Origin of the sequence: Polynucleobacter sp. QLW-P1DATA-2 (genome assembly GCF_001870365.1) — a bacterium.
Taxonomy (GTDB): Bacteria; Pseudomonadota; Gammaproteobacteria; order Burkholderiales; family Burkholderiaceae; genus Polynucleobacter.
Map to the genome: position 1 here is coordinate 952,568 of NZ_LZMQ01000003.1, position 23,361 is coordinate 975,928.

Genomic DNA, 23,361 nt, shown 5'->3' on the forward strand with positions numbered 1-23,361 from the left:
GTGTCAGCAGTAGATATTCCGTTTTGCCCAGGACCGCCTGAACATCAGAGCGGTCCTTTTCCTTTTCAGATGCCTATAGGCGCTGTAGATACGCATGCGCATGTGATTAGCGCTGCTAGCTTTGTTCCTGATCGTTCTTACACCTCTCCGGAGGCTACTGAAGAACAATACATTCGGATGCTGGATGAAGTCGGTATGACGTATGGTGTCCTCATTCAAGTCAGCGTCAACGGTCAAGACAATGAACCTATACTCAAGGTGCTGGAGCGCCATCCCCAACGCTTGCGTGGAGTTGCAGTTCCCTTACTTAATCAAGCTGATGCCTACTATCAAAGAATGAAAGACGCTGGCGTTGTTGGTATTCGCATGAACTTGATGTTTTCGGGTGGTGGTTTAGATATCTCAAAGCTAGAGGAGTGTGATGCTTTAGCTAAAGACTGGGGTTGGCATATTCAATTTCTACTCGATGCAAATGATTTGCCGATACTCATGCCGCGCATGCAAAAGTTACAGTCGACTTTGGTGATCGATCACATGGGTTATCTGCGCACTTCAGTTGGGCTGCAATCTGCTGGTTTTCAGGCTCTGCATGAGCTTGTAAAGAATAGAGCCTGGGTCAAAGTATCTGGCGCTTATCGATTAACAGATCAAGCGCCACCGTATGCAGACGTAGTGCCTTATGCACAGGCATTAATAGCAGCTGCTCCAGACCGATGTATTTGGGGTTCTGATTGGCCACATGTAGCGAACTGGGGAATCATGCCTAGAGTTGCGCAAATGCTGGAAAGTCTAGCTTTATACGCACCCGATGAAGCGGTGCGTAAGCAAATTCTTTGCGCCAATCCACAACGCTTATATTTTTCATAATATGAAACGTCATTACACTGCGTAAAATGCGGTGCAATATGAGCGGGGCGTGTTCATTCCGTTGGATGGTGGGTGATTTCGTATTACGAAAATACTTTTCTAAGTAACTGAATATAAACAGTTAAATAATTTATAAAAACTTTGTAATTCCCCTTGCTAGCTTTTATTAACTCTCTAAACTCTTATATAAGACATAAGACTTGAAGTAGTCTTAAGAGGTCTCAAATTTTGAAGTACTTGTTTAACTTAGGGAGAAAAACATGGCAGATCGCAAAGCAGAAATTGCAGCACTACAAAAGGATTGGGATACCAACCCACGCTGGAGAGGCATCACTCGTGGCTACACGGCTGAGGACGTTGTACGTCTTCGTGGCTCATTAAAGATTGAGCACACTTTAGCCAAGCATGGTGCTGAGCGTCTTTGGGAATTGGTTAACAACGAAGCTTACGTAAATTGTTTAGGCGCCTTGACTGGTGGTCAAGCAATGCAGCAGGTAAAAGCTGGCGTACAAGCAATTTACCTTTCAGGCTGGCAAGTAGCGGCTGACGGTAATTCGTATGCAGCAATGTATCCAGATCAATCTTTGTATCCAGTCGATTCCGTTCCAAAGATGGTTGAGCGTATTAATAACTCATTCCAACGTGCTGATGAAATCCAAACTGCCAAAGGTATTAATAAAGGTGATCCAGGTTATATCGAGTATTTTGCTCCTATCGTGGCAGATGCTGAAGCTGGTTTCGGTGGCGTGTTAAATGCATTCGAATTAAGTAAAGCATTAATCAAGCAAGGTGCTGCAGGCGTTCACTTTGAAGATCAATTATCTTCTGTTAAGAAGTGTGGTCACTTAGGTGGAAAAGTACTGTTGCCTACTGCTGAATCAGTTCAGAAGTTGATCTCTGCACGTTTGGCTGCTGACGTGATGGGTGTTTCTACCATCATCTTGGCTCGTACTGATGCTGAAGCTGCTGACTTGTTGACATCAGATTACGATGCGAACGACAAGCCATTCTTGACAGGCGAGCGTACGCCAGAGGGCTTCTACAAAACACGTAAAGGCTTGGATCAAGCGATTTCTCGTGGTTTGGCATACGCTGCTTACGCTGATATGGTTTGGTGTGAAACGGGTACACCTGACCTTGATTTTGCTCGTCAATTTGCTGAAGCAATTCGTGCGAAGTTCCCAGGAAAAATGCTGGCTTACAACTGCTCACCATCTTTCAACTGGAAGAAAAACTTGGATGACGCAACCATTGCGAAGTTCCAACGCGAGTTAGGTGCGATGGGTTACAAATATCAATTCATCACATTGGCTGGTATCCACTCTATGTGGTACAACATGTTCGACTTGGCACAAGACTATATGCAGCGCGGTATGACTGCCTACATCGAGAAAGTACAAGAGCCAGAATTTGCTGCACGTGATCGTGGTTACACCTTTGTCTCACATCAGCAAGAAGTTGGTACAGGCTACTTCGATGATGTAACAACTGTAATTCAAGGCGGTAAGTCTTCTGTTACTGCATTGACTGGTTCTACTGAAGAAGAGCAGTTCCATTAAGAATCCCTAAGTAGTTGGTAGTAGCAGTAGCACCAATACTGCCGCGGCACCTAAATTACCCCATAAGGGTGACTTAGGTGCCTTTTTCTTATATATTGTTTCCATGGCTAATTGCACACTCTGTTCTGAAAATCACAAGCCCGAAGAGGGTGAATTGATATGGCGCGGGGATTATTGCCGCGTCATCTTGGTCAACGATCCAGACTTGCCTGGTTTTTGTAGGGTGATCTGGAATGCGCATATTGCCGAGATGTCAGATCTCACTTATGGTGAGCGTGATCACATCATGTCCTTGGTCTTTGCTGTTGAGGAGACTGTGCGTGAGGTAATGAATCCGGATAAGTTGAATTTGGCAGCCTTGGGCAATATGGTTCCCCATATTCACTGGCACGTCATCCCCAGGTTTCAGGATGATGCCTTTTTTCCAGGATCGGCATGGTCAGCTCGTACACAAGAGACCCCGAAATCTTCTTTGGAGGCCAGAAGAGCCCTTGCCAAAGAGTTACCGGCAGCAATTCGCTCTGCTATTTCTCAAATGCATTAAATTAGTAGAAATTCAGCAAAAAGCTGAACAGTAGTAAACATAATAAAAAAATAGATGGAGACAGGTAGTGATAGACAAAATCATTCCTAGCGTAGCTCAGGCTGTGCAGGATATTCATGATGGCTCGACCATATTAGTTTCTGGATTCGGTGGTGCTGGATCGCCAATTTACTTGTTGGACGCTCTTGCTGAACAAGGCGCTAAGAATCTGACGATCATCAGTAATAATGCTGGAAATTCTGGGGTTGGAATTGCTAAATTGATTGGCAGAGGTCAAGTTAGAAAAGTAGTGTGTTCATTTCCACGCCAACCGGAGTCTGGTGCATTTGATGATCTCTATCGTGAAGGTAAGATCGAACTAGAGCTAGTTCCCCAGGGTACTCTCGCTGAGCGCATTCGCGCTGGTGGTGCCGGCATTGGTGGTTTCTATACGCCGACGGGTTTTGGTACTGAGCTAGCAAATGGTAAAGATACACGTGTAATTGATGGCGTGAATCATATTTTTGAAACCGCCATCAAAGCGGACTATGCCTTGATTAAAGCGGACAAAGGCGATCGTTGGGGCAACCTGACCTATCACCGCACAGGCCGTAACTTTGGGCCCATTATGGCCACTGCTGCTCGTTGCACTATTGCGCAAGTCAATCAGGTGGTAGAGCTTGGCGCATTGGATCCAGAAAATATTGTGACCCCTGGTATTTTTGTGAAACGGGTTGTGCTTGTTGGAGGTAAATCATGATCGATCTGTCTAAAGTACAAAAACGTACTACAGCCGATATTGCTAAGCGTATTGTTCAGGACATCCCAGATGGTGCGCACGTGAACTTGGGGATTGGTCAGCCGATGTTGATCTGCAATCATTTGCCTGCAGATAAAGAAATTTTGATGCACTCTGAAAACGGCTTGCTCGGGATGGGTCCATTAGCCAAAGAGCATGAGATTGACGAAGAGTTGGTTAATGCTGGTAAGCAGCCCGTCACCATGTTGCCTGGTGCCTCCCTTTGTCATCATGCAGATTCTTTTGTGATGATTCGTGGCGGACATATTGATATTTGCGTCTTAGGTGCTTTTCAGGTTTCCGTTAAGGGTGATATTGCTAATTGGCGCACTGGCGATCCCAAGGCGATTCCGGCGGTTGGTGGTGCAATGGATCTTGCACTGGGTGCCAAAAAATTATTTGTGATGATGGAGCATCTCACTAAGTCAGGGCAGTCTAAGTTGGTGAATGAGTGCACCTATCCTTTAACAGCGCTAGCAGCTGTCGATTGCATTTATACCGACTTAGCAACCATTGCAGTAACCCCAGAAGGTTTGGTTGCTATTGATTGGGTGGATGGACTCAGTTTTGAAGAGTTACAAGAATTAAGTGGTGTGCCAATGCGTAAGCTTGGTAATTAAATTTGCGCTCAAGAATTTTCCTGATAGCCCTGCTGTGCTCTATTGGTATTGGATCTAGCTTTGCCGATACAAAAAGCGCATACCCAAGTAAGCCAATTCATTTGATTGTGGGTTTTTCACCGGGCGGTTCTGCTGATTCAGTAGGGCGCGCCTTGGCGGAGGGGCTTTCTACTCGGTTGGGGCAGCCCGTTATTGTTGAGAACAAAGCGGGCGCTAACGGTAATATTGCGGCAGAGCTTGTTGCACGCTCTGCCCCGGATGGGTATACCTTGTATTTCCCATCCATTGGTCATGCAGTCAATGCATCGCTCTATAAAAATCTCCCATACGACCCAATTAAAGATTTCACTGCAGTTGGTGGTGTATTTTCAGCGCCTAACATCATGGTCGTTCCCATCAATTCACCTTACAAATCTGTCGCTGAAGTTATTGCTGCTGCAAAAGCCAATCCAGGTAAGCTCACGTTTGCATCGAGTGGTAGCGGAACATCTGTGCATCTCTCAGCAGTGCTATTTGAAAAAATGGCTAAGATCGACATGATTCATGTGCCATACAAAGGGACTGGTAGTGCAATGCCGGATGTGATCTCCGGTCAAGTGGATATGAGCTTTCCAAACCTACCAAGTGGTTGGCCCCAAGTGAAGGCTGGTAATTTAAGAGCTTTGGGTGTCACAACCGCAAAGCGCTCAGCTGCCGCCCCAAGCGTTCCAACCATTGCTGAGTCTGGCTTGCCAGGCTATGACATGGCTACTTGGTACGGTATAGTTGCGCCAGCAAACTTACCGATCGATATTCGCAATCGCTTAAACAAAGAACTGCAAACTATTTTGGCTGATCCCAAATTTAAGGATAAGCTCATTGCGCAAGGTGCTGATCCTATGCCAGGAACGCCCGAACAATTTTCTGCCTTAATTAAAAGTGAAACAGAAAAGTGGCGCAAGCTGATTGCGCAATCACAGATTACGGTGGATTAGATTCACGAGTTATTGAACATCAGAATTTACTAAAGGAAGATTCATGTCATTTGCATCCAATGCCTGCATTGCCGGAATATATGAGCACCCATTAAGGGTGGCACCAGATCACACCGTTGCTCAGTTGCATGCTGAAGTGGCACGCGGTGCATTGCTTGATGCTGGTTTAACTCTAGACGACGTTGATGGCTATTTCTGTGCGGGTGATGCACCGGGAATGGGGCCTGTATCGATGGCGGATTACCTTGGTCTGAAGAAGCTCAAGTATTTAGACTCGACCGACACCGGCGGCTCCTCCTATTTGACCCATGTCAATCATGCGGCCCGCGCTATTGCCGCGGGGCAATGTAAGGTGGCCTTGATTACTTTGGCAGGGCGCCCTAAGTCTGAAGGCTCTAGTGGTACACAAGTGCGTAGTCAATGGGCTAGCGCTCCAGACTTTGCTTTTGAGAAGCCGTATTCACCAGCACCCCTTAATACTTATGCAATGTGCGCCATGCGCCATATGTATGAGTTTGGGACAACCAGCGAACAACTCGCATGGATTAAGGTGGCAGCTTCACATCATGCGCAGCACAATCCAAATGCCGCTTTAAAAGATGTTCTCACCGTCGAGGATGTTCTCAATTCTCCAATGATTGCCGATCCTTTGCATCGCGCTGATTGCTGTGTGGTGACTGACAGTGGCGGTGCACTGGTAGTGGTTCATCCAGATATTGCAAAGACTTTGAAAAAGCCCGTTGTGACAATGATGGGCGCAGGTGAAACTACCAAAGGCCAAATGGGTGGCAAAGTAGATCTCACTTATTCTGGTTTAGCTTGGGCTGCGCCACTCGCATTCAAGGAGGCGAAGTTAACGCCCGAACAAATTCGTTATGCCTCGATTTATGACAGCTTCACTATTACAGTCCTGATTCAGCTGGAGGATCTAGGATTCTGCAAGAAAGGTGAGGGTGGTAAGTTTGTTGAAGGTGGCCAATTAATTTCAGGTAAAGGCAAGCTTGCATTTAATACTGACGGCGGCGGCTTATGTAACAACCATCCCGCCAATCGCGGTGGTATGACCAAAGTCATTGAGGCGGTAAGGCAGTTGCGAGGCGAGGCACATCCTGCAGTGCAGGTGCCCAATCTAGAGTTTGCACTTGCCTCAGGTATTGGTGGTGCACTTGGCACTCGTCATGGCGCAGCCGTATTAATTTTAGGGAGACTGTAATGAGTCAGGTTAATGAAAAAAATTCAGCCAATAAAGAACATCGCTTACCAAGCCCCGTAAGCAATCCTGAAAACAAGGCATTCTTAGAGGCTGCGCAAAATAACCAATTGGTGTTGAAGTATTGCAATGCTTGTAAAGAAGCGCACTACTATCCTCGCACTATTTGTCCACATTGCGGCAGTGACGATACGACTTGGGTGAAGTCTGACGGCTTAGGGGAAATCTATTCCTATACGGTGATGAGACGTGGCGTAGAAGTGCCTTTTGCGATGGCCTATGTGCGCTTACAAGAAGGCATTTCGATGCTTACACATCTCACGAATTGTGATTTTGATGCTATTCGGGTTGGGCAAAAAGTGAAGGTGGTGTTTCAAGAAACGCAGGATGGGCAAAAAACCCATCTCTTTGAACCCATTTAAACGAAGAGATACTTATACGAGCCTCTTTAAAGCTTCGAGATAGTTCTCGGGGTTTAGAGGCTTAGTTTCACGCTGCGCCTCCCACATCACCTGGCCTAGGCATTCCATCATGAGGTGCTGAGCCTCATGTTTGGAGCCTAATTTCTTAGTCAGTTTTTCAGCAATATCTTTAATGCCGGGAGGTTGATCGATGGAGATCTGCTCGCTAATCGATAAATGCATGGACAGGTGTAAGAAGGGATTAGTTTCGCCACGTTCTGGTGTGTAGTCTTGTCCTAATGCACCTTCAGGATCGCTCAGTAAAGCATGATATTCCGGATGTTCTTCCATCCAGTCACCAGCAAGCGTCTCCATGGGATCAAGAATATGGTTCTCCATTTTCTTTTTCCAGGTATCACAAAAAAAGCGTCGTACTTCTTCACGGGTTGGATTAAATATCGCCACGCACTTTTCCTTTACCAGTTTTTTGTTTAAAGCCGCACAAAGGTTCTACGATGCATTGTGCGCAATCAGGGCTGCGTGCTTTGCAAGTGTATCTGCCATGCAGAATAAGCCAATGGTGGGCATCTAGTAGATATTCCTTGGGCACACGTTTAAGCAGCTGCTCTTCGACCTTGACAACATCCTTGCCGGGAGCAAGGCCCGTGCGATTAGAAACCCTAAAGATGTGGGTATCGACTGCAATTGTTGGTTGACCAAAAGCCGTATTCAGAATGACATTGGCTGTTTTTCTTCCAACACCTGGGAGTGCCTCTAACTCTTCTCTAGTTTGGGGAACTTGGCCAGCATGCTTTTCTAACAATAGGCGACAAGTCTCTTGAATATGCCTACCTTTGGAATTAAATAATCCGATATGCTGGATATAAGGTTTAACACCCTCTTCGCCAAGATCTAGGAAGGCTTGCGGTGTATTAGCTACTTTAAAAAGTTTCTGGGTTCCCTTGTTCACTGAGACATCGGTCGCTTGGGCGGATAAGAGAACGGCAATTAGTAATTCGAATGGGGAGTTGTACTCTAGTTCGGTGGTGGGCTTAGGGTTGTTCGCTTTGAGTTGCTCAAAAAATGCGCGACGCTTTTCTGGATTCATCATATCTTTTGCTGTGCCCTAGCAATTGCAGCGGCAATGATGGCGCGTTTGCGCTCTTTCTCTTTTTCTTCTTCTGCGGAAGTGGCCTCCTCTGCATTGACAGCTACTAACTTAGCTGCTGCCTTTTTAGCCAAACGCTCATCGTTATCTTTTTGTTCACGATCGAGGCGTACCTCGCGATCGTGATAGCGTTTGCGTGAGATGTCTGCCAATACTGGCGACCACGCATCCCAACCTGTCTTATCAGCAGTCACATCAATCATGCTGATGCAATCAACTGGGCATGGGGGAATGCAGAGATCACAGCCTGTGCACCACTCGGTGAGCACTACATGCATTTGTTTAGAGGCGCCCACGATAGCATCGACTGGACAGGCCTGAATACACAGCGTACAGCCAATACATTTTTGCGGATCAATGAAGGCGACAGGTCTTGGACGCTCTACGCCACACTCAGGATCGATAGTGGGGTGAAGGTTAAAAGCATCTTGCGGATAGATTGGGGCTAGGATCTGGCTGAGGCGCTCAATACCTTCGATGCCACCTGGTGGACAGCGATTGGGTAGCGTCTCACCACTGGCTAATGCCTCAGCGTAACCCCTACAGTCGGGAAAGCCGCATTTAGTGCATTGCGTTTGAGGAAGAAGATCCTCCAGGCGATCAGCGAGTTCGTTCACCTGGTTAATGTTCATGAAATGACGAGTTCCTAAGTAAATGAGAGACGCTGTGGTCTCTCATTTTATGGGTTTACTTTGCGTCTAGTTTGGGTAAACGCGCTTTGGTCTTTCGTTGCGCTGGCTGATGATCCCGAATAAAGGATTTAATTTTTGGATAAACCTTTTCGCGCCAACGACGGCCAGCAAAGATGCCGTAGTGACCTGCACCAGCAACTTCATAATGGTCTTTATGCTCTTTAGGAATACCAGCGCACAAGCCATGAGCTGAACGGGTTTGACCACTTCCAGAAATATCATCCAACTCACCTTCAATCGTAAGAAGGGCGGTTTTCTTAATGTCTTGTGGCTTGACTAGTTCGCCTGCAACTTCCCAGGTGCCGTTTGGCAATGAGTAGTCTTGGAATACGGTTTTAATTGTGTCTAAGTAGAACTTCGCATCTAAATCTAGTACTGCGTTGTACTCATCATAGAAACGAATATGCGCCCCGGCATCCTGCTCATCACCTCTAACTAGATTTTGGAAGTAATCCCAGTGTGATTGCAGGTGGTTTTGTGGGTTCATGGCAATAAAGCCAGTATGTTGCAAAAAGCCTGGATACACGCGACGTCCTGCTGCAGGGTAATTAGGCGGTACGCTATAAATCACATGACTCTCAAACCACTCGTGCGATTTTTGTTCAGCCAAGTTATTAACTGCGGTAGGAGACTTACGGGCATCAATTGGACCACCCATCATGATCATTGAGGCTGGAGTTTTTTCACCGGCTGAAGCCATCAATGAGATTGCGCCTAGAGTTGGAACGGTAGGCTGGCAAACGGAGATGACGTGCAAATTTTCTGCGCCGATAGAGCGAATAAATTCTTGAATATAGTGAACGTAGTCATCTAAACCAAACTCACCATCTTCAAGCGGAACAAGACGGGCATCAATCCAGTCGGTAATGTAAACCTTGTGATCTTGCAAGAGCGTGCGCACTGTATCGCGCAACAAGGTTGAGTGATGCCCTGATAGAGGGGCTACCACCAATACTGTTGGATCTTCTTTAAGCTTTTTGATAACTTCAACATCATCAGAAAAACGTTTGAACCGAACTAAGTTACAAAAAGGTTTTGCAATAGCAGTTCTTTCATGGATGGCAACTTCACTGCCGTATGCCATTACTGAACGAATACCAAATTCTGGCTTTTTATAGTTCTTGCCCAGGCGGTACAGGAGTTCATAGCTAGCAGCTAAACGCTCTGATCCCTGGAACCTTTGAAGCTGGATTAGAGGCGTTGATAAAAGCCTCAGAAGCAGCGCGCGCCCATGAGCTCATGGGTTGAAGTAAGGCTTTTTGGAACTCGTGTAACTGATAAAGCATGGTACCTCCTGTAATTCTGTATAGCCGCTTATTACGCTTTTTAAGCCAATACGCGGGCGATTGCTTTGGCTACTTTATCAATATTTTTGGTATTGAGCGCCGCCACACAAATGCGTCCAGTAGAGAGGGCATAAATGCCATCTTCTTTCTGTAAGCGATCCACTTGCTCAGCTGTTAGGCCTGAGTAAGAAAACATGCCACGCTGCTTTTCGATAAAAGCAAAATCTTGCTTTACGCCAGCAGCCGCTAATTTTTCAACTAAACCATGACGCATCGCTTTAATACGATCACGCATTTCTGCTAACTCGTCTTCCCAGAGTTGACGCAACTCAGGAGAATTCAAAACTGCAGCAGCAATTGCGGCGCCATGAGTTGGAGGGTTGGAATAGTTTGTACGAATTACGCGCTTTAATTGAGAGAGCACACGAGTCGATTCATCTTTACTTTGGGTCACGATAGACAAGGCGCCGACACGCTCACCATAGAGTGAGAATGACTTAGAGAAAGAGCTTGATACAAAGAAGGACATGCCAGATTCAGCAAAGAGGCGAACAGCAATACCATCTTGTTCAATCCCAGCTGCAAAGCCTTGGTAGGCCATATCCAAGAAAGGGATTAAGCCTTTGTTCTTGCAGATATCGATCACCTGACGCCATTGTGCTTCGGTGATGTCTGCACCAGTTGGGTTGTGGCAGCAAGCGTGCAAAAGCACAGTAGTGTTCTTTGGGAATGACTCTAAAGATTTCACCATGCCATCAAAATCAACACCACGGGTCTTGCCGTCAAAGTAGGTGTACTCAACTACTTCAAATCCAGCAGATTCAAAAATACCGCGGTGATTTTCCCAGGTTGGGTTGCTGATCGCGCAAGGCGCATTTAAGTTAAGGCGTTTAATAAAGTCGGCGCCAACGCGCAATGCACCAGTACCACCTAAACATTCTGCAGTAACCACGCGACCATCTTTAATTAGGGATGAGTCTGCGCCAAACAATAAATTTTGCACCGCACTGTTGTAAGGGTTTGGGCCCTCAATCGGAATGTAGCTGCGTGGTGAGTGTTTTGCCACAATGGCCTCTTCAGCTTTGATCACCGCTTTCAAGAGAGGCACCTTGCCTTCATCTGTGTAATACACGCCAACACCAAGGTTGACTTTGTCAGAACGCTGGTCGGCGACGTAGGCTTCTGTGAGGCCAAAAATAGGATCTTTAGGGGCTAATTGAACTGAGGCAAACAGGGTCATTTGAGGTCGAAAGTGGTGTTTAGGGTGTTTTAGGGGTATTTTTGCTAAAGATTGACGTTAAATTGATCTTAATTGCCTGGTTTTGAGGTCAGAACCAACTATTTCTTAATAAAAACGGCAAAATCATTGTTTGTACAAAATTCGCTGTGAAGAACTCTCACAGATGAAATGATAGCCGAGATGCCCCCTAAGTCACCCAAAATCGCTTCAAAAGCCGAAGTAAAAGAAGTACAAAAAACCCCTGTGGTTGATCCGTTGGGTGAGGTCGGTCACGATCTCGATCCAGCTAAGTTTGTCACTTTCCCAGATTCCCCATACCAGCTTTACCAGCCATTTCCCCCGGCGGGAGACCAGCCAGGCGCAATTGATGCCCTAGTTGAGGGGGTTGAGGATGGTCTGACCTTTCAGACCCTCTTGGGGGTTACCGGCTCAGGCAAGACCTTCACGATGGCCAATGTCATCGCTAGAACAGGGCGCCCAGCCATTATTTTTGCCCCAAATAAGACCTTAGCAGCCCAGCTCTATAGTGAATTTAGGGAGTTTTTCCCCAGAAATGCGGTGGAGTATTTCGTTAGCTACTACGACTACTACCAGCCAGAGGCCTATGTGCCTCAACGTGACCTTTTTATTGAAAAAGACTCTTCCATCAACGAACACATTGAGCAGATGCGTTTATCGGCAACCAAGAGCTTGCTAGAAAGACGCGACGTCATCATTGTTGCTACCGTCTCTGCGATTTACGGTATTGGCAATCCCGGCGACTATCACAGCATGGTGATGACATTGCGTCCTGGTGACAAGATGAGTCAACGCGATATTTTGATGCGACTCATTGCTATGCAATACGATCGCAATGAAATGGACTTCAAGCGCGGCGTGTTTCGCGTGCGCGGCGATACGATTGACATCTTCCCTGCCGAACATAATGAATTGGCAGTGCGCGTAGAACTATTTGACGATGTGATTGAGAGCTTGCAGTTCTTCGATCCACTGACTGGAAAAATTAGGCAAAAGATTCCGCGCTTTACTGTCTACCCAAGTTCACACTATGTCACTCCACGCGAAACGGTTCTCAAAGCAATTGAAACTATTAAGACCGAGTTACGCACACGACTTGATGAATTTGTAAAAGATGGCAAGTTAGTAGAGGCCCAGCGTTTAGAGCAGCGTACTCGCTTTGATTTAGAGATGCTCAATGAATTAGGCTTCTGCAAGGGTATTGAGAACTACTCACGTCACCTCTCGGGGGCTGCTCCAGGCGAGGCGCCGCCTACGCTCGTGGACTATCTCCCCAATGATGCATTGATGTTCTTAGATGAGAGCCATGTCCTTATTGGGCAGCTTAACGCGATGTACAACGGGGATAAGTCACGTAAACATACTTTAGTGGAGTTTGGTTTCCGTTTGCCTTCTGCAATGGACAATCGCCCACTTAAATTTACTGAGTTCGAAACCAAAATGCGCCAAACCATTTTTGTTTCTGCAACTCCAGCTGATTATGAAAAAGAGCATCAAGGACAGGTAGTCGAGCAAGTGGCTAGACCAACTGGTTTAGTCGATCCAGAAATTGAAGTATTGCCAGCAAGTACGCAAGTAGATGACCTGTTGGATCAAATTCACGAACGCGTCAAAGTGCATGAGCGTGTTCTGGTAACTGTATTGACAAAGCGGATGGCAGAGCAATTAACCGACTATCTCTCAGACAATGGCGTAAAGGTGCGTTACGTTCACTCAGATATCGATACTGTTGAGCGCGTTGAAATTTTGCGTGATCTGCGCCTAGGTGTATTTGATGTGCTCGTGGGCATCAACTTATTGCGCGAGGGCTTGGATATTCCGGAGGTGTCTTTGGTGGCCATTTTGGACGCCGACAAAGAAGGTTTCTTACGTTCCGAGCGCTCCTTGATTCAGACGATTGGGCGTGCAGCCCGAAATGTTCGGGGTAAGGCGATTCTGTATGCCGATAAGATCACCAATTCGATGCGCCTGGCCATGGGTGAGACTGAAAGACGCCGTACCAAGCAAGTTGCATTTAATAAGCTCCATGGAATTGAGCCTAAAGGGGTCAAAAAGCGCATTAAGGACATTATTGATGGCGTCTATGACGTTAAAGAGAAGCGTCAGGAGATGCAGGTGGAGCAGGAGCGTGCTCGCTATGAAGATATGGGTGAGAAGGACCTGGCATCTGAAATCAAGCGTTTAGAGAAGCAAATGAATGCCGAAGCCAAGAATCTGGAGTTTGAGAAAGCCGCCAGCACCCGTGACCGACTCACTAAGGTGAAAGAAATGGCCTTTGGAGCGAGGTCTAGAGACTCAGTATGAGGATTGGGTAGCTAATTCCTGGCTTTGAGAGGGGATTTTTGGGATAATTCCCGAGCAGTTTACTGGGTCTTATGGTAAAGTTGAGTGGAATGGTCGGGTATTACCCGCCTGATCGTTAGCTGTCCATAACAATCCATTACCAAGGTGACATATGAGACTTACAACCAAAGGTCGTTTTGCAGTAACCGCAATGATTGATTTAGCCCTGCGTGAAACGCATGGTCCCGTAACTTTGGCCGGAATTAGCCAAAGACAAAAGATTTCCCTTTCCTATCTCGAGCAGTTGTTCGGCAAATTGCGCCGTTTCAACATCGTGGAAAGTACTCGTGGTCCTGGAGGTGGTTACACCTTAGCTCGCCCATCTACTGAGGTGAGCGTCGCTGACATCATCGTAGCTGTTGATGAGCCGCTCGACGCTACTCAATGTGGCGGAAAAGGGAACTGCCACACTGAAGATGAAGGTCAGGGCCGTTGCATGACTCATGACCTGTGGAGCAATCTCAATTCCAAAATGGTTGAGTACCTTAGCTCAGTGAGTCTAAAAGATTTAGTTCAGCAGCAAGAAGGGCGCGGCATTGTGATTCAAGATATGCGCCAGAAGAAGTTGAAAGTTGAAAGTGCTAAAGCTGATAAACCAGCGCCAGCACTTGCAGCGAAAAAAGAAGTTGCCCCTAAAGCGCCACTAGTTAATTCTGTATTTAATTTGGCGCGGCAAAGTTAATCGATTTATTGAGTAGTACTAAACCTAGAAATTAAAAATGAACGCACCACAAGACCTTCCTCTGCAACCGGTTCCAATGTTTAGTCCTAAGCACTTCCCGGTGTATATGGACTATTCAGCAACAACACCGATTGATCCTCGCGTGGTCGATAAGATGTTGCCTTACTTGCGTGAGCAGTTTGGTAACGCCGCTTCCCGTAGTCATGCGTATGGCTGGGCTGCTGAAGAGGCGGTTGAGTGGGCGCGTTCAGAAGTAGCCCAATTAGTTCATGCTGATCCAAGAGAAATCGTATTTACGAGTGGTGCCACTGAAAGTATTAACTTGGCGCTTAAGGGTGCTGCGCATTTCTACAAAGAGCGCGGTAATCACATCATCACCGTGAAGACTGAGCACAAAGCAACTTTAGATACATGCCGTGAACTCGAGCGCGAAGGTTTTGAAGTGACTTACTTAGATGTATTGCCAAATGGTTTGATTGACTTCGCGCAACTAGAGCTTGCAATGAAGCCAGGTACGATTTTGGCTTCAGTGATGTATGTCAACAATGAAATCGGTGTGGTTCAGGATATTCCTGCGATTGGCGAGTTGTGCCGTGCACGTGGTGTGATTTTTCATGTGGATGCAGCACAAGCAACTGGTAAGGTTGATATCGATTTAGAAAAGATCAAAGTGGACTTGATGAGTTTTTCTGCTCACAAGACTTATGGTCCTAAGGGTATTGGCGCCTTGTTTGTGCGTCGTAAGCCCCGTATTCGTATTGAAGCTCAGATTCATGGTGGCGGTCATGAGCGCGGCATGCGCTCTGGCACCTTGGCGGTTCATCAAATCGTTGGCATGGGCGAGGCATTCCGGATCGCTCGCATCGAGATGATTGAAGAAAACAAGCGTATTCGTGGCTTGCGTGATCGCTTGTTAGCTGGTTTAAAAGATATTGAAGAAGTTTATGTAAACGGCGATATGGATGACCGTGTGCCGCATAACCTGAACATCAGCTTTAACTATGTTGAAGGTGAGTCCATGTTGATGGCCTTGAAAGATTTAGCGATCTCATCAGGATCTGCTTGTACTTCTGCATCTTTAGAGCCTTCTTATGTATTGCGTGCTCTAGGCCGTAACGATGAGTTGGCACATAGTTCTATCCGTTTTACCCTAGGCCGTTTTACGACCGAGGAAGAAGTTGATTTCACGATCAAGTTAGTGAAAGAAAAAATTGCGAAGTTGCGTGAGCTCTCCCCACTATGGGAAATGTACAAAGACGGAATCGACTTGAGCACGATTCAATGGGCCGCACACTAATAGAAATATAGAAAAGTTAAAGAGGAAATACCATGGCATATAGCGACAAGGTCATTGACCATTATGAAAATCCCCGCAACGTTGGCTCCTTTGAAAAAGGTGACGAGAGCGTAGGTACCGGCATGGTTGGGGCGCCTGCCTGCGGCGACGTGATGAAGTTGCAGATTCGCGTGAACGATCAAGGCGTAATTGAAGATGCTAAGTTCAAGACTTATGGCTGTGGTTCTGCCATTGCTTCTTCTTCATTGGTTACTGAGTGGGTTAAGGGTAAGACTTTGGATCAAGCGCTTGAGATTAAGAACTCATTGATCGCTGAAGAGTTAGCTTTGCCGCCAGTGAAAATTCACTGTTCCATCTTGGCTGAAGATGCAATTAAAGCTGCCGTTGCTGACTACAAAGAAAAGCATCCAGCGAAATAATTGAACTGAGAAAATAATGGCAATCACCTTAACTGACAAAGCTGCAAAGCACGTTAACCGCAATCTAGAGAAGCGTGGCAAAGGTTGCGGCTTGCGCTTGGGTGTTCGCACCACCGGTTGTTCTGGATTGGCGTATCAGTTGGAGTATGTAGATGAACCAGCACCTGAGGATCAAGTATTTGAATCGAACGGTGTGAAGGTATTTATTGATCCAAAGAGCTTGGCTTATTTGGATGGAACGGAACTGGATTTCGTACGCGAGGGTTTGAATGAAGGTTTTAAGTTTCAAAATCCTAACGTAAAAGATGAGTGTGGTTGTGGCGAATCTTTCCGCGTCTGACGATTATTTTCGCTTCTTTGGTCTAAATCAGCAATTCAAACTCGATTTGCCTGCATTAGATCAGGCTTATTTAGCAATTCAGAAAGAAGTTCACCCCGATCGCCACGCTCGCGGAAGTGAGACTGAGCAACGGCTTGCCATGCAAATGGCTACTTTGGCCAATACTGCATTTCAGACCCTCAAAAATCCAATTCAACGTGGGCTATACCTTTGCCAACTGCATGGAGTGGATGCCAAGCTAGAAACCAATACAGCAATGCCTGCCGCTTTCTTGATGAAGCAGATGGAATGGCGTGAGAACCTAGATGAGCAAGCTGAAGATTTGCCAGCGCTTGAAGCAATGATGATTGAGGTAGAGCAATCAAAGGCCGACATCCTTGCTGAAATCACGCAAGCCATCGATGGAGCAAAAAATTATGTACGCGCCGCAGAATTGCTGCGCGGTTTACTCTTTATCGACAAGTTTGCTATTGAGCTCGATGACACTATTGCAGCCTTAATCTAGCTCGTACCAGCTAAACTCTTTCTTCTATGGCCTTATTACAAATCTCTGAACCCGGCAAATCGCTTGCACCTCATCAGCGTCGTATTGCTGTCGGCATTGATTTAGGTACTACTAACTCCTTGGTGGCCATCGTTAAAGATGCTTTACCTCAGGTATTACCTGATGAACAAGGTCGCGAGCTTCTGCCTTCAGTAGTGCGTTACCTGCCCAATGGCCGCACACAGGCAGGGTTTGAGGCGCTTGAAAGTCTAGTGATGGATCCGAAAAACACGATTGTTTCGGTGAAGCGTTTTATGGGTCGCGGCTTGACTGATGTTGAGCATATCGAGAGTACTCCATATGATTTCGTTGATCAGCCTGGCATGCTCAAGCTGAGAACAGTTGCTGGCGACAAAAGCCCAATTGAAGTTTCTGCAGAAATCCTCGCACGCTTGCGTCAATTGGCTGAAGACTCAGTGAATGATGACATTGTTGGAGCAGTGATTACGGTGCCTGCGTATTTTGATGATGCACAGCGCCAAGCAACCAAAGATGCTGCTAAGTTGGCTGGCATTGAAGTGCTTCGATTGCTTAATGAGCCAACAGCTGCTGCAATTGCTTATGGTCTAGACAATGCTTCAGAAGGTGTCTACGCTGTTTATGACTTGGGTGGCGGCACCTTTGATATCTCCATTCTACGGATGAGTAGAGGCGTATTTGAGGTGCTTTCTACGGGCGGTGATTCAGCCTTAGGTGGTGATGACTTTGATCACCGCTTGTATTGCTGGGTGATCGAACAAGCCAAACTACCGCCTTTATCAATTCATGATCACCGTACCTTACTCCAGGCCTGTAAACATGCCAAGGAGCAGCTTAGTCATAATCCTCTAGCGCGTGTCCATGAGACTCTCGCAGATGGCACGGTCGTTAATGTAGGCGTTACCCAGGCCCAGTTCTTTGAGATTACTCAGAATCTAGTAGCCAAGACGCTGACGTCCTGTAAAAAAGCTTTACGCGATGCAGGCTTGAAGGCTGAAGATATTAAAGGCGTTGTCATGGTGGGCGGGTCCACTCGCATGCCAAATGTACAACGCGCTGTCGGTGAGTTATTTGGTACACAGCCCTTAAATAACTTAAATCCCGATCAAGTTGTAGCGCTTGGTGCTGCAATGCAGGCGGATTTGCTAGCAGGTAACCAAAGCAAGGATGATGAGTGGCTCTTATTGGATGTCATTCCACTTTCTCTTGGTCTGGAAACCATGGGTGGTCTGGTAGAAAAGATCATTCCACGCAATACCCCGATTCCAGTGGCAAGAGCACAAGATTTCACGACCTTTAAAGATGGTCAAACAGCATTAGCGATTCAGGTAGTGCAGGGTGAGCGTGAGTTGGCTCAAGACTGTCGCTCGCTAGGCCGTTTTGAATTGCGCGGTATTCCTGCAATGGCTGCAGGCGCTGCGCGCATTCGGGTGACATTTCAGGTTGATGCAGACGGCTTGTTGTCTGTAAGTGCTACTGAGCAAGGCTCAGGGGTGCAGGCTTCGATTGATATTAAGCCGTCCTATGGCTTAACAGATGCTGAAATTACTCGTATGTTGCAAGATGGATTTGCGTCTGCCAAAGAAGATCTGCTTTACAGATCTTTGCGTGAAGAGCAGGTTAACGCACAGCGCTTACTAGATGCTGTGCAAACTGCGTTAGCGAGTGATCGCCACCTTCTTAATGCCGAAGAGCAGAAGGCTATTGATCATGAGATGGCGGCACTACAAAAGATTTTGAATGAAGAGACTGATAGTGCAGTTGTGCGCAAGGCGGTCGATCATGCTGCCAAAGCGACTGATGAGTTTGCTCAAATGCGTATGAATGCTAGCATTCAGAAAGCTTTATCTGGCAAGAATGTTGCCGAAATCTAAAGCAGAAGATAAAAGTAAAAAAACCAATACTAAATAAATAGAAAAGTACCATGACCCAAATCGTCGTTCTTCCCCATAGTGAGTACTGTCCAGAAGGTGCAGTGGTTGACGTTGCGCCTGGAACTTCGATTTGCGAGGCACTGCTCGAGAACGACATTCCGATTGAACATGCCTGCGATATGGTCTGTGCTTGTACGACATGCCACGTCATTGTGAAAGAGGGGTTCAATAGCCTTAATCCTCCCGATGAAAACGAAGAAGATATGCTGGATCGCGCTTGGGGTCTAAACCCTCAGTCCCGCTTATCTTGCCAAGCGATTGTGGCCAGAGAAGATATCGTGATTGAAATACCCAAATACTCAATCAATCACGCCAAAGAAAATCACTAAGTAGGTTCAATATGAGCGCTAAGTTGGTGCATGAGGCTCAAAACAATGCACCGACCCTAAAAGCCAAAGCTGCCAAGCTCTAATATGAAGGTGTTCATTCTGTAGTTTTTTTTATGTAGTACCTCCATAGATTTCTTTTAAGCCATCCTTCGGGGTGGCTTTTTCTTTGGTGCAAAGGGTAATTACTTATATGGTGTAAGACAAATAAAGCTATCCTCACTCTTATTGAAATATAAATTTGGAGGAGACATCCATGAATTCGGGGAACTTTACCAATAGACGTAAGGTCATTACTGCAGCACTAGCAGGTGGAGCGAGCTCACTATTGCCTAACTGGGCTAGAAGTGCTGAAAATATTCAACTGCCGATTGCTTATGGTGAGCGAGAGCTCATGGCTTTTCCAGAAAAAAAGCCGATGATTGTGTTGACCTCTCGGCCGCCGCAATTAGAAACCCCATTTAAGTACTACGACAATCATGTTATTACGCCCAATGATGAGTTTTTTGTGCGATATCACATGGCAGGCATTCCAACCTCGATTGATCCCAATACCTATCGCCTCAAAGTTGGCGGCAATGTTGGAAAGCCATTGGAAATTTCTTTAGAGTCCCTCAAGAAAAATTTCCCCTCACAAAGGATTGTGGCAGTTAATCAATGCTCTGGTAATAGCCGAGGATTATTTGAGCCCAGGGTAAATGGCGGTCAACTAGGTAATGGGGCTATGGGTAATGCAGCATGGGTTGGTGTTGCCCTCAAGGATATTTTGAACGCCGCTAACCCAGGGCGGGGTGCTAAGCAAGTGACTTTTAATGGCTTAGATCAGCCGGTACTCCCAAGTGACTCTGATTTTGTGAAGGGTCTTGATATCGATCACGCCATGGATGGGAATGTCATGGTTGCCTATCAAATGAATGGCACTGATATTCCCTTCCTCAATGGCTACCCAATTAAGTTAATTGTTCCGGGTTATTACGGAACCTACTGGGTAAAACACCTCAGCGAAATCAATGTAGTCGATGACGTGTACAACGGCTATTGGATGAATCCAGCCTATCGCATTCCGGACAATGATTGCAATTGTGTTGCTCCTGGAACTGCGCCATCCAAGACCATTCCCATTAATCAATTTACGATTCGCTCATTCATTACTAACTTTACAGATAGCAGCATAGTTACAGTTGGCAAGCAAGTTCAGGCGCGCGGGATTGCATTTGATGCAGGCTATGGCATTAAGAAAGTTCTTTTCTCCCAAGATAATGGCCAAAACTGGACCGAAGCTAGGCTTGGTCAAGATCTAGGCCGTTTTTCTTTCAGAGAGTGGCGTGTGGAATTTACTCCAAAGCAAAAAGGATTGCTAGATCTAAGGGTGAGGGCGTTCAACCATGCTGGCCAAGTGCAGCCAATGAGTGCAACTTGGATGCCGGCTGGTTATATGCGTAATGTGGTTGAAACTGTTAAAGTGACTGCGGTTTGAGGAGTTAATGATGAAAAAAATACTAGCCCTCATTTCACTTCTGGTTATTGTGTCTGTCGCGAATGCAAAGACGATTGAGCTACCTGCTGACACCATTCAATGGCGACCATCCCCTTTGCCGGGATATCAAATTGTTCTGCAAAAGTGCACTACTTGCCATTCAGCCCACTATGCTGAATATCAACCTCCAAATACTGGAGTGGGCTACTGGAATGCCCAAGTTTTGAGAATGAAAAATGTATTCAAGGCACCTATTACTGATGAAGAAGTCCCAGTAATCGTGGAGTACTTAAATCAAACCTATGGTGCAAACCGAAAGTAGCAGTTTACTTGCGTGAATATAAAAAGCCACCTAGCGGTGGCTTTTTAATTATTGAGCCACAGCCTCACGAATCATTCCTGCCGCAACCGTATGGTTTGTAGCTTCATCGATCAAGATAAATGCACCAGTGCGTTGAGATTGATCAAATAAGTCCGCAACAATCGGCTTTTGTAAGATGAAACCCACGCGGCCAATTTCATTAGTTGATAGTGCATGAGTATCACTGGCATTAGCAAGCGTTTGAACATCCAATACTTGCTGGATATTTTTTACTTTAGCCCCCACCGTATTAGTCGTGTGACGTAAGGCATATTTACGACTGAGGGAAAGTGGTTCACTATCTAGCCAGCACAAGTCAGCCGAGATCTGTTTGCTAAGAACTGGTGGCCTGCTATCTTCAGCGCTAATAAACAAAGATCCGCGTGAGATATCAATATCTTCAGATAGTTGAATAGCAACTGCCTGTCCAGTTTCTGCAGAATCAACCGCATTGCTGCCATTGGTTTGCTTGCTGCTGGAGCGATTGCCAAGATAGATTACTGCAACAGTTGCTTCAGATCCGCTAGGCAATACTTTGATCTTCTGGCCTTTACGAATGCTGCCAGATTCAATCTCACCAAGGTAGCCACGGAAGTCATCAGAAGCGCTGCCGTCCTGACGAGCTACATACTGAACTGGGAAGCGTAAGGCCAGTTTTTCTGACTCTGGGCTAGTATCAAGACTCTCTAACCACTCAAGCAAAGTAGGACCTTTGTACCAAGGGGTATTTTTGCTGGCGGTAACTACGTTGGCACCAAGCAAAGCAGAAATCGGAATTAAGGTTGGTTGAGGTAGGCCAATCTTTTGAGTCAGATCTTCAATAGAGGTCTTGATGGTGTTGTAGACCTTCTCATCAAACTCAAACAAGTCCATCTTGTTAATTGCAAATACTACATGACGCAATCCCAATAAATGCACAATCGCAGCATGGCGTTTGGTTTGTGCCAATAAAGTAGCTGGACTCGTCTTGAGATCTACACGAGTTGCGTCAACTAGGATCACCGCTACATCAGATTGTGATGCGCCAGTCACTAAGTTACGCGTGTATTGCTCATGGCCTGGGGCATCAGCCACAATGAACTTGCGCTTAGGAGTTGAGAAGTAGCGGTAAGCCACGTCAATGGTGATCCCTTGCTCACGCTCTGCCTCTAGACCATCAGTCAGGAGGGCTAAATCAACGCCAGCATCAGAAGAGGTGACGCGAGCATGTTTGGTTTTAGAAAGAGACTCTAATTGATCCACCAAAATAGACTTGGTGTCATAGAGGAGTCGGCCAATCAGTGTGCTCTTACCATCATCTACGCTACCAGCGGTAATGAAGCGCACTACATTTTGATTTGCTGATTGAGTCATCAGAAGTAACCTTCTTTCTTGCGGCGCTCCATCGAGGCCTCATTGGTTTGATCGTCCATGCGAGTGGCGCCACGTTCAGTGATTTCGGTAATTGCTGTCTCAGCAATAATCTCTAGCGGGTTAGCTGCAGTACTCAATACCGGGCAAGTGCAGCTAATGTCACCAACGGTACGAAAACGTACGCTTAAGATTTCGCTAACATCGCCAGCAGCTTTTGGTGTGACATCGGTGACTGGTACCAAAAGATTGTTCTTCTTCACCACTTCACGTTGGTGTGTGTAGTAGATGCTGGGTAAGGCTAACTTTTCACGGGCAATGTATTGCCAGATATCGAGCTCAGTCCAGTTGGAGATGGGAAACACACGCATATTCTCGCCTTTGGCAATGCGGGCGTTATAAAGATTCCAGAGTTCAGGGCGCTGGGCCTTTGGATCCCATTGGCCAAACTCATCGCGGAAGGAGAAGATGCGCTCTTTAGCGCGAGCCTTTTCTTCATCACGACGCGCACCACCCATCAATGCATCGAATTCATATTCAGCAATAGTTTCAAGCAGAGTTACAGCTTGTGCCGCATTGCGTGAGTCAGTTTCTTTGCGCAGGCGTACAGCGCCTTTTTTGATGGAATCTTCTACATGACCAATAATAAGCTTTACACCAGTATTTTTAACGACGTCATCACGGTATTGAATCACTTCAGGGTAGTTATGACCGGTATCGATATGCAGAATAGGAAAAGGCAACTTTACAGGACGATCACCAAACTGAAAAGCCTTGCGAGCCAAGTGGAACATCACAATGGAGTCTTTGCCGCCTGAGAAGAGCATCGCTGGGTTGGAACACTGGGCCACTACTTCTCGGATGATGTAGATCGACTCAGCTTCTAGCCCATCTAAGTGATCATCGAGTAATTTTTGTTCTGACATTCTGTAAATTATTTCTACTAAGTTTT

24 protein-coding genes and 1 pseudogene are annotated in these 23,361 nt (G+C 46.4%); 18 read left to right on the plus strand and 7 right to left on the minus strand.

Annotated elements, in window-relative coordinates; all coding sequences use genetic code 11:
* From A9236_RS07530 to A9236_RS07565, 8 genes are all read left to right on the plus strand, one after another.
* On the plus strand, positions 1-867 hold the full coding sequence (locus tag A9236_RS07530) for an amidohydrolase (protein WP_071464781.1): 867 nt from the start codon (positions 1-3) through the stop codon (positions 865-867).
* Positions 868-1,127: 260 nt separating this feature from the next.
* Positions 1,128-2,426 (plus strand): isocitrate lyase, encoded by a 1,299-nt coding sequence (aceA, locus tag A9236_RS07535; RefSeq protein WP_071464782.1) that lies wholly within the window; start codon positions 1,128-1,130, stop codon positions 2,424-2,426.
* A 103-nt stretch (positions 2,427-2,529) separates the two neighbouring features.
* Positions 2,530-2,970: an HIT family protein gene (locus A9236_RS07540; protein ID WP_071464783.1), complete on the plus strand. Its 441-nt coding sequence runs from the start codon at positions 2,530-2,532 to the stop codon at positions 2,968-2,970.
* A 67-nt stretch (positions 2,971-3,037) separates the two neighbouring features.
* Complete coding sequence (locus A9236_RS07545) at positions 3,038-3,709, plus strand: 3-oxoacid CoA-transferase subunit A (protein ID WP_071464784.1); 672 nt, start codon at positions 3,038-3,040, stop codon at positions 3,707-3,709.
* Positions 3,706-4,368 carry a 3-oxoacid CoA-transferase subunit B gene (locus A9236_RS07550; RefSeq protein WP_071464785.1) on the plus strand — a complete coding sequence of 221 codons (663 nt, stop codon included), beginning with the start codon at positions 3,706-3,708 and terminating at the stop codon, positions 4,366-4,368. Before A9236_RS07545 ends, A9236_RS07550 begins: the two co-directional genes overlap by 4 nt.
* A 2-nt stretch (positions 4,369-4,370) precedes the next feature.
* Complete coding sequence (locus tag A9236_RS07555; protein WP_071464786.1) at positions 4,371-5,342, plus strand: tripartite tricarboxylate transporter substrate binding protein; 972 nt, start codon at positions 4,371-4,373, stop codon at positions 5,340-5,342.
* A gap of 43 nt (positions 5,343-5,385) precedes the next feature.
* Complete coding sequence (locus A9236_RS07560; RefSeq protein WP_071464787.1) at positions 5,386-6,555, plus strand: thiolase domain-containing protein; 1,170 nt, start codon at positions 5,386-5,388, stop codon at positions 6,553-6,555.
* Positions 6,555-6,974, plus strand: coding sequence for a Zn-ribbon domain-containing OB-fold protein (locus A9236_RS07565; RefSeq protein WP_071464788.1), 420 nt, complete (start codon positions 6,555-6,557; stop codon positions 6,972-6,974). The genes A9236_RS07560 and A9236_RS07565 overlap by 1 nt, the downstream gene beginning before the upstream one ends.
* A gap of 12 nt (positions 6,975-6,986) precedes the next feature.
* Here the strand turns inward: A9236_RS07565 and A9236_RS07570 are convergent, their stop codons facing one another.
* The 5 genes and pseudogenes from A9236_RS07570 to A9236_RS07590 form a co-directional block, all read right to left on the minus strand.
* The gene (locus A9236_RS07570) at positions 6,987-7,412 is read right to left on the minus strand and encodes a DUF1841 family protein (protein ID WP_071465122.1); all 426 of its coding nucleotides are present in this window, start codon (positions 7,410-7,412) and stop codon (positions 6,987-6,989) included.
* Positions 7,405-8,061 (minus strand): endonuclease III, encoded by a 657-nt coding sequence (nth, locus tag A9236_RS07575; RefSeq protein WP_071464789.1) that lies wholly within the window; start codon positions 8,059-8,061, stop codon positions 7,405-7,407. The genes A9236_RS07570 and nth overlap by 8 nt, the downstream gene beginning before the upstream one ends.
* Positions 8,061-8,753, minus strand: a complete 693-nt coding sequence (gene rsxB / locus A9236_RS07580; RefSeq protein WP_071464790.1) for an electron transport complex subunit RsxB — start codon at positions 8,751-8,753, stop codon at positions 8,061-8,063. The genes nth and rsxB overlap by 1 nt, the downstream gene beginning before the upstream one ends.
* Before the next feature lie 55 nt (positions 8,754-8,808).
* Positions 8,809-10,099, minus strand: a pseudogene (locus tag A9236_RS07585) (polyhydroxyalkanoate depolymerase).
* A 40-nt stretch (positions 10,100-10,139) separates the two neighbouring features.
* Positions 10,140-11,339: an amino acid aminotransferase gene (locus A9236_RS07590; RefSeq protein WP_071464792.1), complete on the minus strand. Its 1,200-nt coding sequence runs from the start codon at positions 11,337-11,339 to the stop codon at positions 10,140-10,142.
* A 168-nt stretch (positions 11,340-11,507) separates the two neighbouring features.
* On the opposite strand from A9236_RS07590, the gene uvrB reads away from it, so the two are divergent.
* The 10 genes from uvrB (at position 11,508) to A9236_RS07640 (ending at position 21,020) form a co-directional block, all read left to right on the plus strand.
* Positions 11,508-13,661: an excinuclease ABC subunit UvrB gene (gene uvrB / locus A9236_RS07595; RefSeq protein WP_236638777.1), complete on the plus strand. Its 2,154-nt coding sequence runs from the start codon at positions 11,508-11,510 to the stop codon at positions 13,659-13,661.
* Positions 13,662-13,812: 151 nt separating this feature from the next.
* Positions 13,813-14,382 carry a Fe-S cluster assembly transcription factor gene (locus tag A9236_RS07600; protein WP_071464793.1) on the plus strand — a complete coding sequence of 190 codons (570 nt, stop codon included), beginning with the start codon at positions 13,813-13,815 and terminating at the stop codon, positions 14,380-14,382.
* 37 nt (positions 14,383-14,419) lie between these two features.
* Positions 14,420-15,679 (plus strand): IscS subfamily cysteine desulfurase, encoded by a 1,260-nt coding sequence (locus tag A9236_RS07605; protein WP_071464794.1) that lies wholly within the window; start codon positions 14,420-14,422, stop codon positions 15,677-15,679.
* Positions 15,680-15,711: 32 nt separating this feature from the next.
* The gene (iscU, locus tag A9236_RS07610; RefSeq protein WP_071464795.1) at positions 15,712-16,098 is read left to right on the plus strand and encodes a Fe-S cluster assembly scaffold IscU; all 387 of its coding nucleotides are present in this window, start codon (positions 15,712-15,714) and stop codon (positions 16,096-16,098) included.
* Between the two features lie 16 nt (positions 16,099-16,114).
* Positions 16,115-16,438, plus strand: a complete 324-nt coding sequence (iscA, locus tag A9236_RS07615; protein ID WP_011903328.1) for an iron-sulfur cluster assembly protein IscA — start codon at positions 16,115-16,117, stop codon at positions 16,436-16,438.
* Positions 16,416-16,943, plus strand: coding sequence for a Fe-S protein assembly co-chaperone HscB (gene hscB / locus A9236_RS07620; protein ID WP_236638779.1), 528 nt, complete (start codon positions 16,416-16,418; stop codon positions 16,941-16,943). The genes iscA and hscB overlap by 23 nt, the downstream gene beginning before the upstream one ends.
* 26 nt (positions 16,944-16,969) lie before the next feature.
* Complete coding sequence (gene hscA / locus A9236_RS07625) at positions 16,970-18,835, plus strand: Fe-S protein assembly chaperone HscA (RefSeq protein ID WP_071464797.1); 1,866 nt, start codon at positions 16,970-16,972, stop codon at positions 18,833-18,835.
* 50 nt (positions 18,836-18,885) lie between these two features.
* On the plus strand, positions 18,886-19,224 hold the full coding sequence (gene fdx, locus A9236_RS07630) for an ISC system 2Fe-2S type ferredoxin (RefSeq protein ID WP_071464798.1): 339 nt from the start codon (positions 18,886-18,888) through the stop codon (positions 19,222-19,224).
* A gap of 253 nt (positions 19,225-19,477) precedes the next feature.
* A complete protein-coding gene (locus tag A9236_RS07635; RefSeq protein WP_071464799.1) occupies positions 19,478-20,698 on the plus strand; it encodes a molybdopterin-dependent oxidoreductase in 1,221 nt (406 codons plus the stop codon).
* Positions 20,699-20,708: 10 nt separating this feature from the next.
* Positions 20,709-21,020, plus strand: a complete 312-nt coding sequence (locus tag A9236_RS07640; protein ID WP_071465124.1) for a cytochrome c, class I — start codon at positions 20,709-20,711, stop codon at positions 21,018-21,020.
* Between the two features lie 48 nt (positions 21,021-21,068).
* Here the strand turns inward: A9236_RS07640 and A9236_RS07645 are convergent, their stop codons facing one another.
* Positions 21,069-22,412, minus strand: coding sequence for a sulfate adenylyltransferase subunit 1 (locus A9236_RS07645; protein WP_071464800.1), 1,344 nt, complete (start codon positions 22,410-22,412; stop codon positions 21,069-21,071).
* On the minus strand, positions 22,412-23,335 hold the full coding sequence (gene cysD, locus A9236_RS07650) for a sulfate adenylyltransferase subunit CysD (RefSeq protein ID WP_071464801.1): 924 nt from the start codon (positions 23,333-23,335) through the stop codon (positions 22,412-22,414). The genes A9236_RS07645 and cysD overlap by 1 nt, the downstream gene beginning before the upstream one ends.
* Positions 23,336-23,361: the final 26 nt, after the last annotated feature.

Coding starts and splice junctions, on each gene's coding strand:
- A9236_RS07565 (WP_071464788.1), top strand. CDS start 6,555: ATGAGTCAGGTTAATGAAAAAAATTCAGCCAATAAAGAACATCGCTTA.
- A9236_RS07605 (WP_071464794.1), top strand. CDS start 14,420: ATGAACGCACCACAAGACCTTCCTCTGCAACCGGTTCCAATGTTTAGT.
- A9236_RS07635 (WP_071464799.1), top strand. CDS start 19,478: ATGAATTCGGGGAACTTTACCAATAGACGTAAGGTCATTACTGCAGCA.
- iscU (WP_071464795.1), top strand. CDS start 15,712: ATGGCATATAGCGACAAGGTCATTGACCATTATGAAAATCCCCGCAAC.
- A9236_RS07560 (WP_071464787.1), top strand. CDS start 5,386: ATGTCATTTGCATCCAATGCCTGCATTGCCGGAATATATGAGCACCCA.
- A9236_RS07600 (WP_071464793.1), top strand. CDS start 13,813: ATGAGACTTACAACCAAAGGTCGTTTTGCAGTAACCGCAATGATTGAT.
- A9236_RS07640 (WP_071465124.1), top strand. CDS start 20,709: ATGAAAAAAATACTAGCCCTCATTTCACTTCTGGTTATTGTGTCTGTC.
- A9236_RS07550 (WP_071464785.1), top strand. CDS start 3,706: ATGATCGATCTGTCTAAAGTACAAAAACGTACTACAGCCGATATTGCT.
- aceA (WP_071464782.1), top strand. CDS start 1,128: ATGGCAGATCGCAAAGCAGAAATTGCAGCACTACAAAAGGATTGGGAT.
- A9236_RS07645 (WP_071464800.1), bottom strand. CDS start 22,412: ATGACTCAATCAGCAAATCAAAATGTAGTGCGCTTCATTACCGCTGGT.
- hscA (WP_071464797.1), top strand. CDS start 16,970: ATGGCCTTATTACAAATCTCTGAACCCGGCAAATCGCTTGCACCTCAT.
- iscA (WP_011903328.1), top strand. CDS start 16,115: ATGGCAATCACCTTAACTGACAAAGCTGCAAAGCACGTTAACCGCAAT.
- rsxB (WP_071464790.1), bottom strand. CDS start 8,753: ATGAACATTAACCAGGTGAACGAACTCGCTGATCGCCTGGAGGATCTT.
- fdx (WP_071464798.1), top strand. CDS start 18,886: ATGACCCAAATCGTCGTTCTTCCCCATAGTGAGTACTGTCCAGAAGGT.
- nth (WP_071464789.1), bottom strand. CDS start 8,061: ATGAATCCAGAAAAGCGTCGCGCATTTTTTGAGCAACTCAAAGCGAAC.
- A9236_RS07590 (WP_071464792.1), bottom strand. CDS start 11,339: ATGACCCTGTTTGCCTCAGTTCAATTAGCCCCTAAAGATCCTATTTTT.
- A9236_RS07540 (WP_071464783.1), top strand. CDS start 2,530: ATGGCTAATTGCACACTCTGTTCTGAAAATCACAAGCCCGAAGAGGGT.
- uvrB (WP_236638777.1), top strand. CDS start 11,508: ATGATAGCCGAGATGCCCCCTAAGTCACCCAAAATCGCTTCAAAAGCC.
- cysD (WP_071464801.1), bottom strand. CDS start 23,335: ATGTCAGAACAAAAATTACTCGATGATCACTTAGATGGGCTAGAAGCT.